Source organism: Paenibacillus sp. TY11 (genome assembly GCF_059772165.1).
Map to the genome: position 1 here is coordinate 64,491 of NZ_JCBAIQ010000007.1, position 23,464 is coordinate 87,954.

Consider the following 23,464-nt stretch of genomic DNA (forward strand, 5'->3'; position numbering starts at 1 on the left):
GTTGCATCCAAAGAACGGTATCTGATTGCCTAGAGTATGTAAACTCGTGCTATTCACAAAAAATGCTCACTTCGATCTAAATGACCAGCATCAATCAGGGACAGCCATCCGCCCCCCCTTCTGACCGGTGTAGGAAAGTTTTTAATCAACGTAAACATGGCAACTATAAAGACTGCCGTATCCTCGATTCGGATCCTGCTTCTATCTGGATGTTAGCAATGTCTATTGAGCCTAGTGATAACCTGTGCCTTTAGGATGAGTGGGTTTCGTCTTAACTCATCGTTACACAATACTCTATATACGATCACTGTTTCAAGTAACTTTGTACTTGCAGAATGAATCACTTCATACCCTTGCTTATGTAATTATGATGCTACCCTATGTTTCTCCTCCTACTTAGTGAGCTTAATGAACTATAAAGGAATTTTACACTTAGGACTTATTTCTTACAAGAGGTAGATGTAGTTACACACCCCCGATAGGTCTCGTAAAAATTTTTAATTATTCCAAACACCAATGTTAGTTTTAATAATGCCGGCCGTTCTTTATGCACAATCAAAATTTCGGTGTTAATTTAGATAGTTTCTTTTCATCAATTTCAGATAAAAAACCCTTCTTTAAAATAGAATTTTGTGTTGCCGAGTAAGTATATAATACTGGTTGTGGAGAATCGTTACCTTTACTCACAAAATCAAAGCTTTTCCCATCTTCATGCCAAACTATAGAGGGGATTAGTATAAAATCCTTATCCGACAGTTTCGTATAAACCTTACGTTCTAAGTCATATACCGCAATATAGCTTGAACCTAGGTCACCAATTCCAAATGCGATCTTTTTCCCATCAGGTGACCAGTTATATGCATCAATTTTTTCACTATCCGCTCCGTAACTATTCGTCTTCAACATATTTAAAATAGTTTGAGTCCCATCGGATAAATTAATTAGAACAAGTCTACTACCCTCATGATCGCTTACATCAAGAGCTGCCTGGTTGCTTTTGGATAAGGAAAGTGAGTTAACTCTCAATGGTCGTGGGTTGAGCTTAATGATTTGCTCTCCACGCTTACTTTTTATTTTCATGGAATCCACAACTTTATTGCTCTCAGCGGCTTCGCTCCCCTTAGCCTTGGCTAATTTTGCGGTAAAAGTTACATCTTCATTTTTCCATACGATCTGCTGTCCCGAAACTATAACTCGAGATTTGTCTTGGTTATTAAAATACTGTGAATAATCTATAGTATCCATCTTGGTGTCAGTTGCTTTAGGTGCTTCTATGGTTGCTTCATTATGAGGCAGTTGCTGATTTGAACTTGGAGTTTCAGCTTTACCACTGCACCCCGAAATCGCCAATACTATGATCGCTCCTACAGTCAATATCTTCACAAATTTCATAAGTCTCTCCTTATTAATATAGCGTGTCGCTATTTCTAGACTTCTTTTAAAATCATCACATTTTTCATCTCTGTTCGAAAGAGTAATACATAATCTGTTTTGTATATTTTACCATATATAATTCCATGTCAGGATCTGTTGAAGGGGTGCTTGAACATGATGAATTTGGAAAAACGCAACTATTGGTCTCTTAGTATTTTTAACTTCGCTTATCTGGGGCTCCCTAGTGGTTTCCGTTTTCTCGCCAATTGTCGGACATATGTATGAAGTTCTGAATTTCCCGATTACTTATTTGATTCTGGGTTCTATTGCAAGGTTTGTTCACCATCATTTCCTGCTTTACGCTGACAGCAGACAAGAAGAATGGGGAGCGCTATTTGGAGGAACGCTGCAAGCAGGATCTGAAAAGAGCAGCCAAAAAAGCTGAATCAGTTCATTCGTAATCTAATGGTGACACCGATGTCCAAATCATAAGGTTTGTCAGGCAACGCCTGAGTGCTTACGTAAGTGTATACGTAATTATTTTCGACACGAGAGTTGAACAAAACAGCGGCAGTCTAGGACTTGTTTTTCTCATCCAAGGCTACCGCTCTTAACTCCAGTTGATTTGAAGCTTATTTTAAATCTTGAATACCGACACAGTTTGATTCATCTCTTCCGCCCTCTTGGCAAGCATGTTAGCACCTGCAGACACTTCCTGCATGGATGCGGTAGTTTCCTCGACTACGCTTGCGACTGTTTGAGTGGAATCTGCTGCACGTTCTGAGATTTCAGCAATTTTCTTCATCGATTCCACCATAGAAACGGTTCCTTCATTTACGGACCTTGCTTCTACAGCCGCAGTGTCCACCTCACCGCTCACTTCTTCAACGGCACCGACAATTTCAGAAAAAACGTTACCGACACCTTCGACAAGCATCATGCCTTCATTTAGAGATTGAACACCTTCATTCATTGAAATCACAACTTCGTCTGTTCTTAATGTGATTTCGTTGACCAGAGAAGAAATCTTGCCCGTTGCTTCACTTGCTTGTGCTGACAGATTGCGTACTTCATAAGCAACAACCGCAAATCCTTTTCCCTGCTCTCCCGCTCTTGCAGCTTCTATACTCGCATTTAGTGAAAGCAAATTGGTTCGGGCTGCTATATCACTGATCATAGCTGTGATCTGTTTAATCTCCGCCGACTTTTCGCCTAGAATATTTACCACTTCAGCAGATTGAGTTACCTTGGTATGCACATCTCTTATTTGGGAGACAGTGGAAGACATTTGGGTTTTCCCGTTGTTTGCTTTTTCTTGTGCTTGGGTTGTGAGATTCGCCACATTCACAAAGCGATTGGTTATGTTCTCTACACTTTTAGAAACGTCTACCGTGTAATTCAGCGTTTCAGCTATATCTGCAAGCTGTGTCTGAGATCCCTCTGCGACTTGAGTGGCACTTATAGCTATCTGCTCGGTAGCGATGCTTGTCTGTTCCGCACTGGCCGTTAACTGTTCAGCCGTAGAGGCAACCAGTAAGGAATTATCCACAACTTCCTTTAAAAGGTTACGCAGTGCATCGCACATTTCATTAAAATCGGATGCCAGTTCCCCGACCTCATCTTTTGATCGGACCCTAAGGGGTTCCACTTGCAGGTTCCCCCTCGTTACCAGCTTTATCTGTTCCGCTATCTTTAATATGGGCTTAGTGAACGATTGAGCCAGTAAAAAAGAACCGATAATTCCAAGGATCGTACATATCATAGTCAGAGAAATCATAAAAAGTCTACCTGAATGGTAAGATTGACTCGATTGATTAGCGGCATCAGTGGCGTACTGTTCATTAAGTAGCTTCAGTTTATTTACATCTTCTAATGCTGCCTTATAAATAGAAGAATTTCCATGAATGATCATGTAGGCCATCACTTTGTCGTTTTCTTCCATGGCAGCGGAAACCACCTTTAGATGGCGAAGATACATTGCCCACTGACCATAAAAGTTAGTGAACAGTTCTTTTTCCTCTGCCGTAGAGGCTAAACTTTGATATTCATTTACACTCTTATCCATTGAAGCTGTAGCTTTGGTTAGTTCTTCTTGATAAGTGCTGCGAACAGCCGCATCCTCTTCAAGTATCAATCGAACGGTGAGTCTATCGATTTCTGTAATCTGCTTATCCATACCTTGAAGAAGAATAACCGCGGGTAAAGACCTGTTATTTACCTTATCAGAAGCCTCACCCATTTCCGACATCTTAATGACGCCTATAACACTTGAAAGGGAAAGTACGATAACTAGTATGAGCGCTGCACTAATTATTTTTTTCTTTAACGTTAATTTAAACATCTTTATCTTCCTCCCGTGACTGGTCTCGTGTCATCACTGCTGAGCTTTCCAGTATATGCGTATTTGGCGCAACAGCTCAGCCTCATCTATCTTTCCACTGATGTAGCTTTGGATAGATGCTCCTGTGATGCCCCCATGATCAGGTGGAAGGGTTGCCATAAACGGCAGTGTCTTTCCGGTCGAGATATACGACTTGATTGATCGTCCCAAAGGATCGGCAGGCTCTAAATCAATATTTTTGAACGCGGGTACCGTATTAGCCTTGTTTACCAGAAAATCTTGTCCGGACTTGTCGTATACCAGCCAGTTCAGAAACTTCTTTGCTTCCTCTTGCTCCTGAGGTGTGGTAGCTGTGGAGTCAATGAAAATATACTTTGTTACACCGACTGTAATCTTAGCATTGTTAGGGTCATCCGTATTATCGCTTAACGGAAGGGGCAAAAAACCGTATTCCTCATTTGCTGTATCATTGCTCTTAATCCCAGCCCAAGCCCAGTTGCCCATAAACCAAAGCCCCACTTTTCCCTCTCCTAATGCTTTGGCTCCATCGTCATACGTGCTGTCCAAAGGCGAATTCTTATTGATGCTGTTATCCTTGAGCAGGTCTAAAGTTTGTACCCATCCAGACATTACACTATTTTGGGACATATCGATGGAGTTGTTCTGCATACCCTTAACAAACTCCGGAAAACCCCCAGGCTGAACAGAATAAGATAAAGCTAGAAGATGAGAGCCGAGAGACCAGTCCATTGGTGAAAGCATGACCGGTGCTACTCCCGTCTTCTGAATCTTAGCCATTAATGAGTTCAGGCTGCTTCTACTTTTTACCGAGGAAGCATCAAAAGACCCCCCTGTTGCTTTGTCCAGCACTTTCTTATTGTAAATTAATCCGTAGCCTTCCACTGCAAATGGAAACCCCAGCACAGCATCACTTTTCTTGACGGCGTCAAGTCCATTTTCTATCGTATCGGCTACCCACTTTTCTTTGCTTAAATCAACGGCTTTATCCAGAAATTGCTGAGCATCCCCAGGGTCAAGCATCGACATGGTAGCAGGACTTCCTGAGCCGTACATCGACATCAGCTTTTGAAATGCAGACGTCCCCTCAGGAGCGGTTATAATCTCTACAGATACTCCAGAGTGCTCTTGATTGTATTGTTTCGCTACTTCCTCTAGTTGAGTTTTTATTTCAGTTTTGGAATTCAAAAGTGTAATCTTGGTCGTCTGCTGTGATACTGGTGAAGCTGAACAACCTATAAACATCATTAAACATACTAGAGATATCGCAACTTTTAGCTGTATTCTCATTAACTTTCCCCCTAAGGATTTACTTTGATAAATTTTATGAATGTTATCGACATAATTCCCCAGGAAGATTAGAAGTTTTTGGTTGGTAAATGCCAGAAATTAATTAAATAGTACAAACTGGTTGTTACGTTAAGTTAACGGACAGCGCAACGACTTTTATCCAGTTGCGTCTTAATATGGGGGAAAGTTACTGCGAAGCAAATTTAACCAAAAAAGGAGCAATCATTTATGAAAAAAGCATTCTTTGGGGCTTTTCTTGCAATTTTTTTATTTATTTCATCATCCACTACTTATGCAGCACAAAATCAAATCAAAGTTGACGGTGTTGCTATTGCAACCGATGCGAAGCCAGAAATGAAGAACAAACGTACAATGGTACCTCTACGTGTTATGAGTGAAAACTTGGGGGCCAGCGTCGAATGGTCGAATTCCGAAGTTATTCTCGCTAAAAACAATATGAAAGTAAAATTAACACAGAACAGTAGTACAGCGGAGAAGAACGGTAAAAAGATGCTGCTTGATGTAAAACCATACACGAAAAATAATCGCATATATGTTCCACTTCGTTTTATTGCAGAGACGTTTGGCTGCAATGTCAATTACAGCAACTTTGCAGTGACTGTTGATACTAAACCATTGTTCATAGACGGTGTACAAGTAAAAGCACTTCAACAGGAATACCATATGTTTATGGGCGGCGTAGTTCAGAAAATTAATGGAAATGCATATAATGAAACCATTTATAATATTTTTGCAAAAAACATAGGTGAAAAGGTCGAAGCACCTGCAAACTACTCTTGGAGCTTCACTATTGACATACTTGGATCTTATTATAAAAATGTACAATATGATTTTTTAGACCAAAAAGGGAAAAGCTTAGTTCGTTTTGATATTTATTCTTTAATTAGTCCTGTTCCATCTGAACTTTCAACAGAATATCCAGAGATTTTGATTCATGACGTATCGAAAGATGAGTGGTATTTGTTTAACGATACCGCAAGAAAATCCATTAATCAGTTAATGGATACCGCTGGGAAGAACGGTTTTCTGAAGATTATAAGTAACACAGTTGTATAAAGTGATTTTTTCTTATTACACTTTTTCGTCTCCAAAAGATAAAAGGCGAATTCCCAGCTGAACATAAACAGCATGGGAATTCGCCTTTTTTAATCGTATATAAGCTGAACTCTTCATTTTATATAGAAAGCGGAGTGACGGTTATTTTTTCATTTGTAGTATTTCTGACTCATAGGACTGGAATGCATTTTCCATACCCATCAATACATCTTTAATCTTCATATACCCCTTGGTATACGGCTCAGAGTCACGAATTTCTTCCCACATATAGTGATATTGCTTCATATCTTCCGTTTTGCATACGACGAAATCGGTGTAGTCCTTTCCAGGCAGCGCTTCTGCATCAAAAAAACGAACCTGAACATGTTCGCTATATTTTTGAATGCTCGCCTGCAAGGCCCCCGCATGTTTTCGACGTTCTTCCCGAGGCAAAGCCAACCAGGAAGGGTAGAATTCCAATAATACAATCATCATATAACGCATATGGCTATCTCCCTTTTTTTGAAGCTTGAATGGATTTATCGTTATTGTACGCTGCTTGTCTACAAATTCGCATTAACATAGGTTAATGCGGATCGCTACGCAGCAAACGACTAAGTGATACAGGGGAGACACCTATGTACGAAGCTATATGATATTGGGCAACTCGTTTGTCCAATCCGGGGTATTTGAGAAGAAAAGCATGATAACGCTCCTTAGCGGAAAGATACAATAATTCGCGCTCCCGCTCCTCTTTTCGAATATAAAGTCTTTCTACACTTTTACGGACAAATCTTTCCCACATATGGCTTGTATCCATAAGCTCCTTCAATACGTGATATGGAATTTCAATGACAACCGAATCTTCCATTGCCTCAATCGAAAAAGTGGATGGTTCTCCTTGGATCATAGCCCCATAAGAGGTTACGTAATCATCTTCTGGCGAAAAACCAACATTATATTCTCTGCCATCTGCTAATGTATAAAATAAACGGAACAATCCCTCTGAACAAAAATAGGCATGTTTCACAGGCTCACCCGTTTCAATGAGAACCGTTCCCTGCTGCACATGCCTCACACGGGTTCGTTCTACAAACCTGTTCCAATCCTGCCCTATAATCGAGGCTTGATGAGCCATTTTTTCTAATGAACGATAGTATGAATGCATCTGCTCACCGCTCCTCGAATATTTATAAAGGAATCGAAGATACCTTTTTGATATAAGAAAACAGGGGCTATCCCTCAGGTCTTGGCAGACCTGCAGGACAACCCCCAGCGACGTGTTCTATCAGGCTTCCGCAGCATCCTCTTCCACGAAGAGAGATACCTTGCGGATGCCATCCGCTCCGATCACGACAAGTCCCTGATCCGACAAGCGGATTTCAGGGATAACTACCAGTGCGAGCAGCGACAGTGTCATCAGCGCGTTGTTCAGCATGCAGCCGGATTGCTGAAGTGCCCGGCTGATACTCTCGGACTGCGCAGCCACCTCTGCAAACGGAGCCGGGGACATCAGCCCGGCGATAGGCAGCGGGAAGCGCGTCTCACCCGAGGCGGATACGACCACCACGCCACCACGCAGCGCAACGGCCTGCTTCGCCGCCTGGGTCATGAGTTCTTCATCATTACCAATGACGAGCAGGTTGTGGCTATCATGCGCTACGGTCATGGCAATCGCGGCCGGCTCCGTGAAGCCGACGCCTGTCACAAGTGCCACCGCGTGGGTGCCACTGGCATGATGGCGCTCAAAAACGGCTATTTTGCACAAATCCTGCGCAGGATCTGCCGTGACTTCTCCATCACGGACCGGAACGGTCATCCGCACTTCCTTCGTGTCCACGTGATTTTCTGTGACACGAATCACCCGCACAGGTACATTCCCCTCCTGTACTGGAGCCGCAATGCGGAAATCTGCAGCAGTCAGCTCTCGTCCCAGATGGACCGTGTCCATCACTTCTGCAGGATAAACGAAGCCGTCCCAATCGGCGACCATTTGACCGTGCTCGGCCACCAGCTGGCCCGCTGCGATGGTAGCCGTCACATTCACTTCGGCCAATCGGCCATCGAGCAAAATTATGTCGGCAATCGCACCCGGAATGATCGAGCCGATGTCCCGTGCCACGCCGAAGCGCTCTGCCGTGTTCAGCGTAGCCATCTGAAACGCGGTTACGGGCTTGACGCCCTGTGCAATAGCATGACGCACGACGAAGTCCATTTGCCCTTCATGGAGCAAGGATTCCGCGCTGCGGTCATCCGTTACCAGCATCATGCGGCGAGTGTCGAGACCCATTTCCGTGCTGGCCCGGATCGTCTCGGCCACATCATGCCATGCGGAGCCTTGCCGCATCTTGGCATACATGCCGAGCCGGATACGCTCGGCTACATCCTCGGGCGTGACACATTCGTGGTCGCCCGTAATTCCCGCGGCTGCATAGATCGGCAGCCGCCAATCATCGGAGGCCCATGTAAAATGGCCGTCCGCCACCTTGCCGGCGCGCAGCGTGGCCTGAATTTCCCCAATCATCACATCGTCTCCATAGACGACACCAGGGAAATTCATGACTTCGCCCAGCCCGATCATATCCGGGCCCCAGCTTAACGCCTCTGCCACTTCCGCCGGGCCGAAGGAGGCACCCGTCGTTTCCAGCTCCGGACCTGTGGACGGCACGCAAGAAGCCACTTGCATGTAAGCAGCCAGCGGTGTCGTGCGGGCTTCGTCCAACATTAAACGAAGCCCTTTTAGACCAAGTACATTAGAAATTTCATGCGGGTCAAAAAAACCGCCCGTCACTCCCAGCGGCAGTACAGCCTTAGCGAACTCAGTTACGGTCAGCTGCGTACTTTCGATGTGACAATGTCCGTCCAGTAATCCCGGTGCCATATAGCGGCCTTCCGCTTCAATGATTATGGTGTCTTCTCCAATCGTATGGCTGACGTCCCTACCGACGTATGCGATACGAGAACCTTGCACAGCAATAGACATTCCCGGTAACAATTCGCCCGATACCACATTGACCAGCGTTCCTCCGCGGATCACCAGCGATGCCTTGCGCTCCCCTCTAGCTGTAGCTACCAGCTCGGGTACACAGTCCGCCAGCGGCGGGCGCTGAAATACACTATTCATGTCCATTACGTTTGTAACCTCCGTTTATGCTTCTTACCTGTTTTGCTTAATTGCTTATGTTACTGGAATACGCTCAATAATGCCAGTCAACCTACATCTATTCAAGCATCACACGGGTTCCTATGGCATTTATCCCTAGCTGATTGCCAACGTTCTCCCTATAGAACACGATCACTTTCTTCCACTTTACGGGTATACGTATCCGATTCCTGTGAACTCACGAATGGCGTAATCTCCCCTATGCTATAAATATGCAGCAAATGCATCGCTCGCGTACAAGCGGTGTAGAACAACTTACGCTCACTCTCACGCTGGTATTGTTTCGCTGATCCGTCATAAATCAGGACCGCATCGAACTCCACGCCTTTCGCCAGGTAGGCCGGAATGATATGAATCCCCTTTTCAAAAGCAGGGGTTGTTTTCTTAATTAATTTTGGTTTCACTGGCAGTTGTCCTTCCAGTGCTTCGTAGGCTGCCGCGCTTTCGCCAGCATTTTTACAGATTACCGCGATGGATTCATAGCCTTCTGCCAGCAATTCTGTGACATTCCCGGCAATCCGTTGATGCAGCTTTTCACGCGAGTGCACCTCGGTTACAAGAGGCTTTTCCCCCTTACGGTTAAAGGGAACAATATGCTCTCCCCCTGCTACCATTCCCCGGGTAAACTCCACAATCTCCTGTGTTGAGCGATAGCTGCGTGTCAGGGAAATCATCTCGGTCTGTTCTGCTCCATACAGATCATACAATGGTTCTGCATCCTGAAGCACCGAAGCATGGGCATAGATGGCCTGATTAAAATCGCCCAGTGCCGTCATTTTAGCCTGTGGAAATAAACGTTTGAAGAAAGCCAGCTGGAATGGTGAATAGTCCTGTGCCTCATCAATAAACACATGACGGATGTTGCTATTGGAACGGAAGCCCAGCATCAGCTCACGCAAATATAAAAACGGCGTCACATCCTCATACGCTAATTCCCCAGCCTGAATTCGTTCCAGGGTTTGCCGACTAATTTCACTCCAACTGACGGGCAGCTCTGCATGATTTGCCAGTTGGCTCAACAGCGTCTCGTTCATAAACAGCTCGCTGTAGAGCCGGGTCGTATCCACGAAGCGAAGCGCTTTAATCCATTTGCGCAGGGGCTTTAAGCGGTCACTGACCACCATACGCGCCAATATTTCTCTTTCACGCGTAAAATCGTCGAAGGTATCGCCCTTATTCTTGGATTTGCGGCGCATGCGGTTATATGCACGCTGATAATCCTCCGGCTCCATCAGATCCATCTGCTGATCCACCCATGGGGCGGAGCATTCTTCCTTACCGAAGCGGGCCAGCTCTTTGAGCATCCATTCCCGCAGCAGTTCCAATCGGTTCGCCAGCCGCACAGCAGAGTCAAATTCATAAAACTTGCGTGCCATTTGCTCTACTGAAACCACCTCGCGCCCCTGAAAGCGGACGGGTTTAAAACGCATCCCATCCTGTTCCAAATACGCCTTGTAGCCTGTAATCACATGTAAGAACGTCTTGGACGACTTAAAGCGGATACCTTCGATCCTAGCTTCATACCCAGGCTGTGACGACGCTGAAAGCACATATTCCAGTTGCTCAAAGGGATCTTCTAACTGGAACTCCCGGCCCAAACGCCGCTCCAAATATTCCTGAAAAGTGGCCTGAAGCATATTTTCTTCACCCAATTCAGGTAATACTGTCGAAACATAACTGTTGAACATCGGGTTAGGCGAAAATAACACGACCTGATCCGCTCGTAAGCGGTCCCGGTACTTATACAGCAAATACGCTACTCTCTGAAGCGCAGCAGAGGTTTTGCCGCTTCCTGCCGCCCCCTGAACAATGAGCATCCGGCTTCGATCATCACGGATAATGCGATTCTGCTCCCTTTGGATGGTAGCGACAATACTTTTCATTTGAGCATCCGAACTCCGGCTCAATACCGCTTGAAGGAGTTCGTCTCCAATCGTCACCCCTGTATCGAACATAAAACGGATCTGTCCATCACGGATCGAGAATTGGCGCTTGAGCGTCAGTTCTCCTTCCATCTCTCCTGCTGGCGTCTTATAAGAAGCAGGACCCGGCATGTTATCGTAATAAAGATTGGAAATAGGCGCGCGCCAGTCATAAATCAGAAATTCCTCATCCTGATTATCCAGCAGGGAGGCGATCCCCAGATAAATACGCTCCGCGGTCTGCCCTTTCTCAGCAAAATCAATACGTGCAAAATACGGTGAGTCAAGCAGCTTTTTCAAACGACCTAACGCCTCAGTTGAATGCTTGTGTCTGCGCTCCCGCTCCGACAAAATCTCAGACTGCTGACGCAAACTGGTGGACGTCTCGCCCACATCATCCGCCTCACTGAAATTGATCGTTACCTCATCCCAGAAGTCTTTACGCATATCGACGACATCTCCGCGCACAGAACCAACCTCTGTCTCCAGCTTCCGAATACGCCCGCTAATCACTGCGGTCACATCTTCTACTCTTCGTTGTTCCTCATTCCATTGCTGCTCAGTAGTCACTGGCATCGCTCCTGTTCCGTTTCCTCCTGCTCCACGCAGGGCTCCCTTGCGTACAAACTATGCTCTATTATGGACCCGGGCATACTCGTGGCATCCCTCTGATCCGGGAAAATTGACTAATCCTTTGAAGCATGCTATAATGTGACAAGAAGTGTAATTCACAACTTATACATATGTTTTTACCATAAACATAGTATCCTCTATTGTAGCAAGTTCAGTCCCTGTTCGCAACCAGCGGGCTTTTTTTGTGCGTTCTGGTAACCTTCTTTTAGCCTGTTCTTACGTACTTGAATTCACTACATAAAAAAGCGACCGGCCATCTGATTGATGAATGCGGTCGCTTTTTCTTATTCAAAATTCGCCTATCTACTCTCTTCCACAGGATGAATATGATCGGCCAGTCTGCTCAACCGCTCCAGCTGATGACCATAGTCGTACATCGCCGCAGCCACAATGGAAAGCCGCAGCATTCCCTCCTGACAATGGTCAAAACGTGTAATCGCATGCTTCATAAATTCGCCGTTGGCCTGCTGGAACAATTCACTTTCGTCCTCGTTCGGTTTTAGTTTATTTTCGAATTTCAGTAGAGCGTGCTCGTGGAAACGAATCAGCAGCTCCAGATGACCGTCAAAAAACGCATCTGTTCCCTTTGGCCGTAAAGACTGGAAGTAGTGCCTTTCTACCGCATCCAATACCTCGTATCCTTTGTGCAAACTTTCGAGCATCTGTTTGTATACGACCATTTGTCTCGTCTGACTAAACTTGGAGCGCTTGAGCTTCTTCTGCTCTTCCTCGAACAAATGATATTTGTCCGACAGCGATTTAATGGCTCCCTCCAGATTTCCTTTTTCCTCTTTAAAGACAGACTCCTTAATCTCATCGGAAATGGCAGTACGCAGCAGCAAGGACATGCTGTTAAATACATTTTGAATCTGATTGATAAACTGCCTTTTCGGTTTCGGGGGAAAAACGGTAATATTGATGACAAAAGCAGACACAATCCCGATCAGAGTGAGCGCAAATCGAGTCACCGCAAATTTCCAGTCCCCTGAGGCTTCCATTACAGAAACAACGGTCACGAGTGTCAATCCAACCGTATCAGCCATATTTATTTTCAGACATATCATAAGTACCAATACACATACCAATCCGACCGCTATCGGCTCATTCGAAAATACCATTCCGCCCAGCAACGCCATGACTGCACCTAGTGTGCTAGTTTGGAGTTGATCCAGAAAATAACGCCACGACCTATATATCGACGGTTGCATGGCAAAAATAGCGGCTATCGCTGCCCCCACAGGCGAATGGGTGTTCAAAAGCGTGCTCAGAAAAAGGGCGAGCGTCACCGCGATTCCCGTTTTTAACACCCGTGCTCCAAAAGCCAAAGCCATCCCTCCTGCTTACCCTTCAAATTTATTCATACCGAATTACTATAATGAAATTTCAATGTAAAGTCCATTCCTTATTATTACCCAAAACAATCGGAGATAAGGAATATTTATGAAATGTACAGTTCCTGCTAAAATACATATCAACAGAATTAAATTATCTGCATCAACGTCACAGGAGGATTACATCGTGCCATGGATTAGCAAAATGTTAGAAGAGCCCCGAAAGTGGCCTCGTAATATCCGATTGTTTTTTATTGCCAATCTACTCTACCAGATGGGTACAGGAATGTTTTCTGTGCTGTATAACCTGTATATCCAAGAGCTTGGCTTCGACGATGACATGAACGGCCGGGTGGTTAGCATACAGGCGCTGGCTACGGCGTTGCTGTTCATTCCGGTCGGATTTTTGGGGGATCGGATGAGCCGCAAGCATATGCTGATCATCGGCGCGTTATTCAGCGGTCTGGCCTTTCTCGCCCGTACCTTTACAGATACCAGCGCAAGCATGTTGGTATTTGCCGCAATCTCAGGTGTATTCGCCGCCTTTATTCAGGTGCTGGCTGTGCCCTTTTTAGCGGAAAGCATAAGCAAAGCCCAACGCTTAAAAATATTCAGCTATTACTCGGCTCTTGTACTGGCAGCCCAGGTCCTGGGCAGCTTTGGGGGTGGCGTACTCGCAGATGGGCTGCAGACGTGGGGAATCACACCGCTATCCAGTCTGCGGGTTGCTCTGTTCCTTGGAGGAACGGCAACATTGACTGCTTTTATTCCTTTGTTGTTCATGACAAAAGCCTCCTCTGCTGGAGAAGCTGCAGCACCTGCACAAACTACACTTAAGCCAGACCAAGCACATACGCCGCTAACTACGTCCGATGTGCCAACCTCAGCTGCGCCTGCTGTTTCTTCTGATCGCCGGGTTATTGGACAATTCGTCCTTGCCCAGTTTTTTATCGGTTTGGGTTCAGGTCTGGTTATCCCGTATCTCAATTTGTATTTTACTAACCGCTTTTCCGTATCGCTCAGCGCCATGAGCTTGTTGATTGCACTTGGCCAGCTCATGACCATCCTCTCCATGTTAATCGGACCCACCCTCGGTAACCGTATTGGACTGGTCAGAGCTGTGGTAGGCTTCCAACTGCTTTCGCTACCGTTCCTCCTCATTACAGGCTTTACGAACGTTCTGTGGATTGCCTCGATTAGCTTTCTATTCAGGCAAGCGCTAATGAATGAAGCCAATCCGCTGCAAACGGCCATTCTGGTCGAACGTGTATCGGATAAGAACCGGGGCATTGCCAACTCGATTCTCCAGACGACCTGGATGCTCGGCACCGCAGGTATGGGACCTGTACAAGCCTATTTGGTTACAACTTATGGCAACTACTGGGGCTATGCCGTCACATTTAGTATGACAGGTGTATTCTATATTTTGTCCTCCCTCATCTATTATCGGATGTTCCGAGAAAAACGCCCGTCCGCGGGCCAGCTTTTACAAAACCCGGCAAGCCCGTAAATAAAATCATGACACAATAAAAGCCGGAGCCTCCAAGCGGACTCCCCTGGAACGTCATAGGATAAATGAGAATGGCGGAGGAGGAATGAAGGCATGCTTCGAGTCGCATTATTTACGGACACGTATACGCCTGATGTGAATGGCGCTGCCCTGACACTGGAACGATGGATTGGCTATCTGGAGACACATGGAGTATCTACGCTCGTCTTCGCACCGGAGGCAGACCATCATCTGCCCTCTGGGCCGGGCGTGGAGCGATTTCGGAGTATTCCCTTTTTGTTGTACCGGGAATGCAGACTTGCGATCCCCAACGCCAAACAGATCAACGAGCGTCTGTCAGCCTTTTCCCCGCATCTGATTCATGTGGCTACTCCGTTTAACCTCGGCCTGTATGGAACAAGCTACGCAGCCAAACATCATATTCCACTTGTCGCCTCATATCACACCCACTTTGATAAATACCTCGAATATTACAAGCTTCGCTGGCTTGAACCTGCGTTATGGAAATACATGCTTTGGTTTCACAGACATTGCGAAAGGGTATATGTCCCCTCTCAGTCAACTATGGAATTGTTGCGCAATAAAGGAATGAGGCAGCTCGAAATCTGGGGTAGAGGAATTGATACCGACCGCTTCCAACCAAAGGTGGATCGTAACGCGGTATGGAAGAAATGGGACGTTCGTGCAGATGCATTTGTTATTTTGTATGTCGGCAGGCTTGCACCGGAAAAGGGGATAGACACGTTACTGGATTCCTACCTCCAGTTACCCGACGACATCCGCGCAGCCTCAGTGCTGGTCATTGCAGGAGATGGTCCATTGTATAAGGTCAAAACTGCAGTGGACATAGGGGTGCCAGAGCATGCAGTCCACTGGCTTGGTTTTGTGAAAGGGCCGGAATTAGCTGAACTCTACGCTGCAGCTGATGTATTTCTATTTCCCTCCACCTCGGAAACCTTCGGTAACGTCGTATTGGAGGCTATGGCGAGCGGTACACCCGTGGTCGGTGCCGATGAAGGCGGCGTAAAAGATAATCTAATCCATGGAATAACGGGGCTACTGTGTCCCGCTGAGGACGCCGCCGCCTTTGCCAAAGCTGTACAACTGTTGTACGAGGATGCCCCACTTCGCGTTTCTATGTCCAGATCCGGTAGAGCCTACAGCCTGGAGCAGACGTGGGACCGTATTTTTGAGCGGCTGCTGGACAGCTACATGGATGCAGCGACCCTGCATCTCGACAGCCGCCCCATGACGCGAATGTAGCCCTCAAAAACAGCGTAATTTCAGATAATACAATAAGAACTGGTTAAAAAGAAACTTTGCTAATACCTCAGCTGTTTCAGCAGCTTGTTATGTACCCCACTCAACAAAATCACCGCTGTCAGGGCGCCGATTAACGCAAGAAGCATATCCCATTGGGTATCCCATACATCTCCCTGTGTTCCCAGAAAGGCTTCTGCTGCCGTTCCGGTTGCCTTGGCTACCGCAAACTCAATCAGCTCGTACACAGCACTGATCGCAAGACACACACTAACCGTGAGAAAAGTGAGCCAGCTCCCGCTTCCCAGGGCCGTTTTACGCAGCAGCACTTCCCTGACAATGAGCGCAGGCACAAAACCTTGTGCAAAATGCCCAAGTCGATCATAATAATTGCGCTCCAGCCCGAACGTGTCCCGAATCCAGTTGAACAGCGGCATTTCGGCATAGGTATAATGTCCGCCGACAATCAGGATCAGTGCATGCAGCCAGATCATCGTGTATACCAGATTTGTAAACCGGAATCGACGGTAAAGAGCCGCCAGCAGTACAGCTCCCAAAATCGCCGGGAAAACTTCCAGTATCCATGTAAAATGATCCGCCGGACGAATCAAGGACCAAATGAGAGCAAGCGCTAGCAATACAAGTAAAACAAGCGGGTAGCGATCATTTTTGGAACATGCCGTTGCCTGATTCATACATCATTCCTCCTCAGCCCAAAGCCCTATCCTTCATTCGTTACAATATGTTTGACACGCCCGACCTGTCCGTCTGTCAAACGCACTTTGATTCCATGTGGATGACGCGGAGAATTGGTCAAAATGTCCTTTACCGTTCCTCGTGTCAGCTTACCGGTAGGCTGATCCTTTTTAAGCACAATATCCACCTGAAGACCAGCGCGGATATCGGATCGATTCTGTCCGTTCATTGTGGCTATTCCTCCTTTGTTATATATTTTTGATGATATTCAGCACTCAGCATCGAAATCACCAGTGATGCCATTCGTCCTCGCGGCTGTTCCGCATCCAGACTACGCACATTGTGGATACATAGCTAACGAACAAAATGACGAATACCATCCCGCTAAACTCCACAAAATGAGTGCGCTGCAAGGAGTCCGCCCATATGGAAGATACTTGTGCATACAGCTGGGAGGGCGCAGAAATAATATCCCATGTGTTCCCTCGAAAGAAACGGCCAATATAAATACCTAGGCTGCTTAACAAGAGTACCGCCATCATAAACAGCCAGCTGACAAGCCCGCCACGTGCACGCTGTACCAACTGTCGTACGGATTCGAGCGATACAAACCCCATTGTCAAGCCAAGTACGGCTACCAGCAGCATCCCCAGTCCATGATTCCAAAAGTACGGATTTTCCCAAAAACGTTGCTCCCCAAGAAATGGATATCTGGCGAATACATGCAGCAAATCTGTGATCAAATAGGGCGTATTGGGATAAAAGAAAAGCCATGCCGCCCCCGTGACCCAGAGCAAAAATGTCCTCGTTCCCCGCCTCCACGAGCAATGAATTACATCAAGCAGTAGCGTTAACAGCATAGGAATCCAGGCCAGCATCATATTCCACCAAATAAAAAGATAAGGGCGGCCCCCTGAGGGCAATCGCACGTTAATGATCCATAATGTACTGATTACGGAACATAAGGCCAGTGCTATAAAAATATAAAGTTTTACTGGGTAGTTTAACGATCTTAACCGGGCATACATGTGCGTCTTTTCCTCCTTGTAACCGTCCAGCCTTCCTGACGTTCCAATTTACACCTGTTCTGGACAGTGTACACCACAATGGCTTCAAGCTCAATGGAAGCGCTCCACCTCTGCATAAATGAACATAAAAAAAACATCTGTTCTCCGGGAATTGACCTCATCCACGGAAAATAGATGCTTACTGTATTTCAGACTTCACTCACAGGTAAAGACGACATACGAATGCTGATCGTCTGATCAAACGGAGCCATCCAGTTGACCAGCAATGTATGGCAATCCATGGGGAGAGTGGCTCCCCTTACCGAAGTAGCCCTATGCTCCACGGTTGTTCCCATCAGTTCAAACCACGCATTCCCAGATTCATAGCGCGCCATACCGCCAGTCCAACATTGAACCGTTTCGTTAACCAGCCTGTATTCTCCGCAAGTGAATCGACCTTCGCGTCCAAAAATAAAACGAATCTGTGTCATGCAATCCACTGGACCCTCTGATCGAAAACGAAGTGTCCACACATCCCCCTGACGATCCACATCGACCCGAATTTCATGTTTTTGTTCATGGGTTAATGGCCGTTGGTGATGCGGAAGCAAATACCATGGACTGACTTCCTCCTGCGAGGTAGGCGGCAGATCTAAGGCTGCTACAGGTCCATAATAACCTTTGGCCTGTGTGCCCGATAGCGTCCAACCGTGTTCGTGAGCTGTCAGCTCCTGCATCGGTACAAAGCCAGGCGAGAAATACGATGCAGTCTGAACTGCCAATAGTCGTGCATCTCCATGCCGTAACGATAGGAATGATGAAGCTTCGGTCATCAGCGTGGCACTGGTACCCTCCTGTCGATATCGAACGACTGGAGCGCCAAAGTCAGTATGCAGTCGGCTATGATAAATATGCTGGTGATGCCCTGCCTCATCCATCCGGCTCAGATAGTCAGCCCTTGGAAAGTCTCCATTCAGCAGTTGGTTATAGGTTACAGGTAATGTAGCTGGCGATACTTCGCGAGTTTGCAAACGCGGATCTAGTAAAAAGCGCACAGCCGCATTAATAGGAGCACCGCCCGGATGATCCATGACTTGAATGGTGGCGACAGCCATCGCTTCAAATATAGCGTCTTCATCCTCTGTAGCCAGCGTGGCATATGGCAGAAGATAAGAAGATAAGTTCATGATCACACCAAAATCCTGTCTTCCTGAATACTCTGTGACCACTTCGCCATCAGGATGGACAAGGTACACCATCATACGCAAATTGCGCGCACCGACTCTAGTAGCTCCGGTAGTTTTAATAAACGGGCAGCATAAATCAGCATAATATCGCTGACGGCATTATAAATTCCGTTGCTGCGCTCCGTCCATTCTCCATCCGGGGTCCCGTCCAGTCCTTCGGCTAGCCATGCCCCGGCCCGCGCGAGCGCCTCAGGCAGATCAAACAGCTCATGCAGAAATCCCAGCGCAGCACACAATACCCAACGGTGGTTTGGCGTATGGCAACCTCCGGTCAGCATGACCGGAATCGTCCGCTCCAGAAACAAACGGATCGCATCAGTCGCCCGACACAGCTCCAGCCAGTCGTCGCCAACCAGCAGCTGATAGACCTGAGCGTAGCCCACCACTACGAACGCTGCTAGTTCCTCACTGATATCATAGGGAGATGGAACCTCTCCGGGATGCACAACTACCGCCTTTGCTCCATAACGATGCGCATATTCCGCAGATTGCACCAGCAGCTCTATCGCACGTTGTCGCTTGGTCTCATCGTCAAACCCGAGCAGAACGGAATCTGTACCGTAATCCGGGTCTGGTGTATGAGGAAATGTATTATGCACACTCGATATGCCGATTTCTCCCCGCCCAGTCATAGGCTCAATCGTCGTCAGCATTTCCCGGGTAATGTTGTAATTCAGCTCTACCCTGCTAAAGCCCAACTCACGGATTCCTCTACAAGCTCTCGGCCGACCGTATGCTTTTTAATATTCCAACAAGTGGAAAAGGAATATTCCCCCTTCGCCTTCATTGTCATCATCCTTTCACCGCTCCAACCATCACACCGCTGACAAAATATCTTTGCAGCCACGGATAAACCAGCAGAATCGGAACCGTTGCGAAAATGACACTCTCTGCCTTAAACCCTTCGGGCTAATTCTTGCGCCGCTGGCTCCTTCCAGCCTGGTTAGCTCGGATACCATGTTATTTTGAATCATTTGATACAGCTTGAGCTGTAACGGGAACAAAGTCACTTCCCCGGACGTAATGGCCCGGTTTGAGCTGAAGGAGATGGACAAAATGTGAATAAACGGGGCCAAGCACAGCAGTACAGCCACAGCCACCAGTACGGTGGTTACGATATCAAGGGTGTGATTTGCAGTGCTTTCACTCATCAGTTGTCAGCTCCTTTCCCCTTACATAATACTTTCATCTATCAGCTTCTTGGAGGCATAGTTAGCGCCTAATACGAAGATCAGACCCACCACGGCCTGGAACAGGCCCACCACCGTTGCCAGCGTATATTGCCCGGATTCCATCCCGATGCGATACACAAACGTGCTAAGTACATCGGAATAATCTCGAACTGCCACATTGCCAATCACATAAGGACGATCAAAGCCAATGGTGATCATATTGCCCAGATTAATGATAAGCAGCGTAGCAATCGTCGTTTTCATACCAGGAATCGTAATGTACCAAATTCTTTTCATGCGTCCTGCGTCATCTACCTCGGCAGCTTCGAACAATTCCCGGTTAATCCCGGTCAAGGCAGCGAGGTACAAAATCGTTCCCCAGCCTGCACTTTGCCACACTCCTGTCAGCAGATAGGTAAGTACCCGTCATTTTTATCTGTCAAAAATGGAATCGCCTGAAACCCGAACGAAGTAAGCACATTGTTGATCATGCCGGACTGCGTACCAAACACCTGATACACAATCCCGCCGATAATCACCCACGAAATAAAATGGGGAACGTACAAAATCGTTTGTGACAGCTTTTTAAACCAAACAACTTTCATTTCATAGAGCAAAATCGCCAAGATTAAAAGGGCTGGAAAAGATAGTAAAAAAGCCTATCTATCATCTACTTAAAGACAGATAAGCTTTTACTGTTCTCTAACCTTGAATCCAATTGACCAACGAAAGTACCGTCAATGTACCAGGCGAAACTGCCTCAAATGCTGAGGCACCGTTGCGCAAGGCCAAAAATTCCACTGTTTTTGGAACACCGGGAGCCAGATCCAGATGGTTGTCGCTGAAAATACCTTCGTGCTCTGCCGATAGCCACACATGTCTGGCAAGTGCATCCGAACAAAGCATAAATCTGCTGCCCCCGCTTCCCTGTATCTCTGTCACTTCAATTTTCGCCTGCGGTAAATCCATCTCTTTCGTGTCTGCAAAATAAAATTCACTGGAGGCCACCTGTTCACCGTTCTGTGTCAGACGTGCGACCAGCATATGCTCCGCGCGGTTCAGACCATTCAGCCATTTGTCGGTAGGCAGTATATGTACGATCCCTGCACCGCCTGCTTGCTGCTCTACCTGAACATTCTCTTCACGAATAGCCTTGCTGCCACGGATATGCAAAAGCGTCAACCGCAGCGTACCTGCTATCGGCTCTAGCGTATCGTTAACCAGATGCAGCGCCTTATTCCCCTGTTCCGTATCTGTTGCACTCAACAGCACATCGGCAAAGCTGCGCTTAGCCGTATATTGAAGCGCCTTCCAACGACCGAAATAGTCCATACTAGACCAGGAGGCAACGGGCCAGCAATCATTCATTTGCCAGTATAATGTCCCCATGCAATAGGGCTTGTGACGACGATGCGCCTCTATGGCCATTTTCATCGCTTCCGCCTGTAAAATTTGGCTCATGGGAAGAAAACATGTAAAATCCTTTGGCTCCCGCATGTACCGTTCCATATATTCTTTAATCAGACGATTGCCCGCCCCGTTCTTCTGATGCGCCAGCATCACCGCCGATTCCAGGTCCAAATCCTTCTCTTCCGCGTAAGTACGAACGGACTTGTATTCAGGAAAGGACTGAAAACCATATTCACTCATAAAACGGCCCACATGTACATGGTAATTCTCAAACGGCTCAGACGCGTGCCATACACCCCAATAATGAACGTCTCCTGCTGTTGAAGACGGATGAGCATGCTGGTTCCGATCTTGGGTCAGGTCAATCAGCGGGGAGGAGGGCCAATAAGCCGTCTGCGCAGACCAGGTGTGTACCGCCTCCGGTAAAATCCGGTGAAAGAGCGTTTCATAATCATCCCACAGGCGTTCCCGTTGCTCAGATGTGTAGTCCTTTTTCCAGCCCCAGCCTCCGTTCTCTTCATAATGTGCCCATGCCGAATCGATCTCATTATTGCCGCACCATAACGCAATGCAGGGATGATGACGCAATCGCTTGATATTGTCTTCGGCTTCTTGTGCCACATTGTCCAAAAAAGCCTCATCCCCCGGGTACATGCTGCATGCGAACATAAAATCTTGCCACACGAGCAAGCCATATTCATCACAAAGCTCATAAAATACGTCTTGTTCATAAATACCGCCACCCCAAACCCTCAACATATTCATATGCGAGGCGGCCGCACTGGCAATTTCATATCGATATCGTTCCATCGTAACTTCAGTGACAAAGCTGTCATTCGGAATATGGTTGGCTCCTTTTGCAAACACCGGGACTCCGTTCAGCTCAAAATAAAAACTCTCTCCTGCCGCATCCCGTTCACGTACAAGACGGATCGAACGCAGTCCCGTTTTTACTGATTTTTCCGCGATTACAGCCCCTTGTTCTTGCTCTACCAATTCGGCTACAAACGTATATAGATGCGGCTCTCCCAGTCCACGGCACCACCACAACTTCGGCTTCTTCATATCTAGCTCCAGTTCCACCGTTTGCTTTCCCTTCAGCAGCCGAACTGGCTTGGTCCACACCCTCCCATCAGCGGAAATACGCAACTCGGCATCTCTAATCTCATCTGCATTTTGGACCTCTACCACTGCCGTGAGTTTAGCCCCTACCGAACTCACCTCGTCCTGTCGAATAAACAAGTCCCTCACGATCAGACCGGACCACGCTTCGATCCGGACCTCTCTCCAGATGCCGCTCGTCACCAGCCTCGGTCCCCAATCCCAACCATAGTGATAGGGAGCTTTACGTGCGAAAACGCTTACCTTTTTGTTGGACAAGCCACCTATCTCGGACTGATCATTCGGTGCGGGGAGTCCATAACCTAACCTTTCCAGCTTAGGCACATCTTCAGCAATCGGAGAACGAAAACTGATTTCCAACCGATTTTTCCCTTGCTGAACAAATGCCTTCACATCCTGTCTCCATACCCGAAACATATTATTGGCTGACAAGACAAATTGGCCATTCACTTTCACATCCGCGTATGTGTCCAGACCTTCCAACACCAGCTCTACACATTGACATTGAAGCTGATCTACATGTATCTCAAAATAGGCTTCGTATATCCAATCCTGCTTATCAATCCACTGTACCTCCACCTCGTTCATACCGATAAACGGATCAGGAATTTTGCCATGTCGTAAAAGATCGGTATGCACACAACCCGGCACTTTCGCACTGAGCCACTTACCACTACTTTGTGCTCCCCTAAACCTCCAGCAATCCAACCCTATCACATTAACCATCGTAGTAAGCCTCCCTATAAAGATGATTGGGAACAAATGGATTTCTCAGTAACATAACAAAAATAACACCTAGCTAACAAAATAGTCAAATCGTTTTTTTGAAACAATTGAAAAAATACAAATAAAAGTCGCCCTCTGCCCCTAAACAGGCTAAAAGCGACTTCCTTCGTCTTCGCTGTGTATGGA

The 23,464-nt window shown here is 46.9% G+C and carries 16 protein-coding genes and 3 pseudogenes; 3 read left to right on the top strand and 16 right to left on the bottom strand.

Going from position 1 to position 23,464, the window contains the following annotated elements:
* Window positions 1-555: 555 nt before the first annotated feature.
* From AC6EJC_RS09275 to AC6EJC_RS09285, 3 genes are all read right to left on the bottom strand, one after another.
* The gene (locus AC6EJC_RS09275; RefSeq protein ID WP_444953722.1) at window positions 556-1,392 is read right to left on the bottom strand and encodes a TolB family protein; all 837 of its coding nucleotides are present in this window, start codon (window positions 1,390-1,392) and stop codon (window positions 556-558) included.
* Window positions 1,393-2,011: 619 nt separating this feature from the next.
* Window positions 2,012-3,715, bottom strand: a complete 1,704-nt coding sequence (locus tag AC6EJC_RS09280; RefSeq protein ID WP_444953723.1) for a methyl-accepting chemotaxis protein — start codon at window positions 3,713-3,715, stop codon at window positions 2,012-2,014.
* A 33-nt stretch (window positions 3,716-3,748) separates the two neighbouring features.
* Window positions 3,749-5,023: an ABC transporter substrate-binding protein gene (locus AC6EJC_RS09285; RefSeq protein ID WP_444953724.1), complete on the bottom strand. Its 1,275-nt coding sequence runs from the start codon at window positions 5,021-5,023 to the stop codon at window positions 3,749-3,751.
* Between the two features lie 228 nt (window positions 5,024-5,251).
* Between AC6EJC_RS09285 and AC6EJC_RS09290 the strand changes: the two genes are divergently transcribed.
* Window positions 5,252-6,100, top strand: a complete 849-nt coding sequence (locus AC6EJC_RS09290; RefSeq protein WP_444953725.1) for a copper amine oxidase N-terminal domain-containing protein — start codon at window positions 5,252-5,254, stop codon at window positions 6,098-6,100.
* 141 nt (window positions 6,101-6,241) lie between these two features.
* On the opposite strand, the gene AC6EJC_RS09295 is transcribed toward AC6EJC_RS09290, so the two are convergent.
* The 5 genes from AC6EJC_RS09295 to AC6EJC_RS09315 all read right to left on the bottom strand — a co-directional run bounded on the left by AC6EJC_RS09295 (window position 6,242) and on the right by AC6EJC_RS09315 (window position 13,128).
* Window positions 6,242-6,583: a darcynin family protein gene (locus AC6EJC_RS09295; RefSeq protein ID WP_444953726.1), complete on the bottom strand. Its 342-nt coding sequence runs from the start codon at window positions 6,581-6,583 to the stop codon at window positions 6,242-6,244.
* An 82-nt stretch (window positions 6,584-6,665) separates the two neighbouring features.
* The gene (locus tag AC6EJC_RS09300) at window positions 6,666-7,247 is read right to left on the bottom strand and encodes a Crp/Fnr family transcriptional regulator (protein ID WP_444953727.1); all 582 of its coding nucleotides are present in this window, start codon (window positions 7,245-7,247) and stop codon (window positions 6,666-6,668) included.
* A gap of 120 nt (window positions 7,248-7,367) precedes the next feature.
* Window positions 7,368-9,209: an adenine deaminase gene (locus tag AC6EJC_RS09305; protein WP_444953728.1), complete on the bottom strand. Its 1,842-nt coding sequence runs from the start codon at window positions 9,207-9,209 to the stop codon at window positions 7,368-7,370.
* Between the two features lie 152 nt (window positions 9,210-9,361).
* On the bottom strand, window positions 9,362-11,740 hold the full coding sequence (gene helD, locus AC6EJC_RS09310) for an RNA polymerase recycling motor HelD (protein ID WP_444953729.1): 2,379 nt from the start codon (window positions 11,738-11,740) through the stop codon (window positions 9,362-9,364).
* A 356-nt stretch (window positions 11,741-12,096) separates the two neighbouring features.
* Window positions 12,097-13,128, bottom strand: a complete 1,032-nt coding sequence (locus tag AC6EJC_RS09315; RefSeq protein ID WP_444953730.1) for an FUSC family protein — start codon at window positions 13,126-13,128, stop codon at window positions 12,097-12,099.
* A gap of 187 nt (window positions 13,129-13,315) precedes the next feature.
* On the opposite strand from AC6EJC_RS09315, the gene AC6EJC_RS09320 reads away from it, so the two are divergent.
* Together AC6EJC_RS09320 and AC6EJC_RS09325 are read left to right on the top strand one after the other, a co-directional pair.
* Window positions 13,316-14,638 (top strand): MFS transporter, encoded by a 1,323-nt coding sequence (locus tag AC6EJC_RS09320; protein ID WP_444953731.1) that lies wholly within the window; start codon window positions 13,316-13,318, stop codon window positions 14,636-14,638.
* A 93-nt stretch (window positions 14,639-14,731) separates the two neighbouring features.
* Window positions 14,732-15,901 (top strand): glycosyltransferase family 4 protein, encoded by a 1,170-nt coding sequence (locus AC6EJC_RS09325; RefSeq protein WP_444953732.1) that lies wholly within the window; start codon window positions 14,732-14,734, stop codon window positions 15,899-15,901.
* A gap of 59 nt (window positions 15,902-15,960) precedes the next feature.
* Here the strand turns inward: AC6EJC_RS09325 and AC6EJC_RS09330 are convergent, their stop codons facing one another.
* From AC6EJC_RS09330 to AC6EJC_RS09365, 8 genes and pseudogenes are all read right to left on the bottom strand, one after another.
* Entirely contained in the window at window positions 15,961-16,593 is a 633-nt protein-coding gene (locus tag AC6EJC_RS09330; RefSeq protein ID WP_444953733.1) for a DUF2238 domain-containing protein, read from the bottom strand.
* 26 nt (window positions 16,594-16,619) lie between these two features.
* Complete coding sequence (locus tag AC6EJC_RS09335) at window positions 16,620-16,823, bottom strand: YwbE family protein (protein ID WP_025721733.1); 204 nt, start codon at window positions 16,821-16,823, stop codon at window positions 16,620-16,622.
* A 58-nt stretch (window positions 16,824-16,881) separates the two neighbouring features.
* Window positions 16,882-17,622 (bottom strand): DUF1361 domain-containing protein, encoded by a 741-nt coding sequence (locus AC6EJC_RS09340; RefSeq protein WP_444953734.1) that lies wholly within the window; start codon window positions 17,620-17,622, stop codon window positions 16,882-16,884.
* Window positions 17,623-17,810: 188 nt separating this feature from the next.
* Complete coding sequence (locus AC6EJC_RS09345) at window positions 17,811-18,869, bottom strand: hypothetical protein (RefSeq protein ID WP_444953735.1); 1,059 nt, start codon at window positions 18,867-18,869, stop codon at window positions 17,811-17,813.
* A gap of 377 nt (window positions 18,870-19,246) precedes the next feature.
* Window positions 19,247-19,644: pseudogene (locus tag AC6EJC_RS09350) on the bottom strand (TIM barrel protein); the annotation flags it as partial.
* A pseudogene (locus AC6EJC_RS09355) lies at window positions 19,641-19,852 on the bottom strand (ABC transporter permease); the annotation flags it as partial. The pseudogenes AC6EJC_RS09350 and AC6EJC_RS09355, both read right to left, overlap by 4 nt.
* A gap of 168 nt (window positions 19,853-20,020) precedes the next feature.
* Window positions 20,021-20,673 (bottom strand): annotated as a pseudogene (locus AC6EJC_RS09360) (ABC transporter permease subunit); the annotation flags it as partial.
* A gap of 49 nt (window positions 20,674-20,722) precedes the next feature.
* Window positions 20,723-23,278, bottom strand: coding sequence for a beta-mannosidase (locus tag AC6EJC_RS09365; protein WP_444953736.1), 2,556 nt, complete (start codon window positions 23,276-23,278; stop codon window positions 20,723-20,725).
* Between the last annotated feature and the right edge of the window lie 186 nt (window positions 23,279-23,464).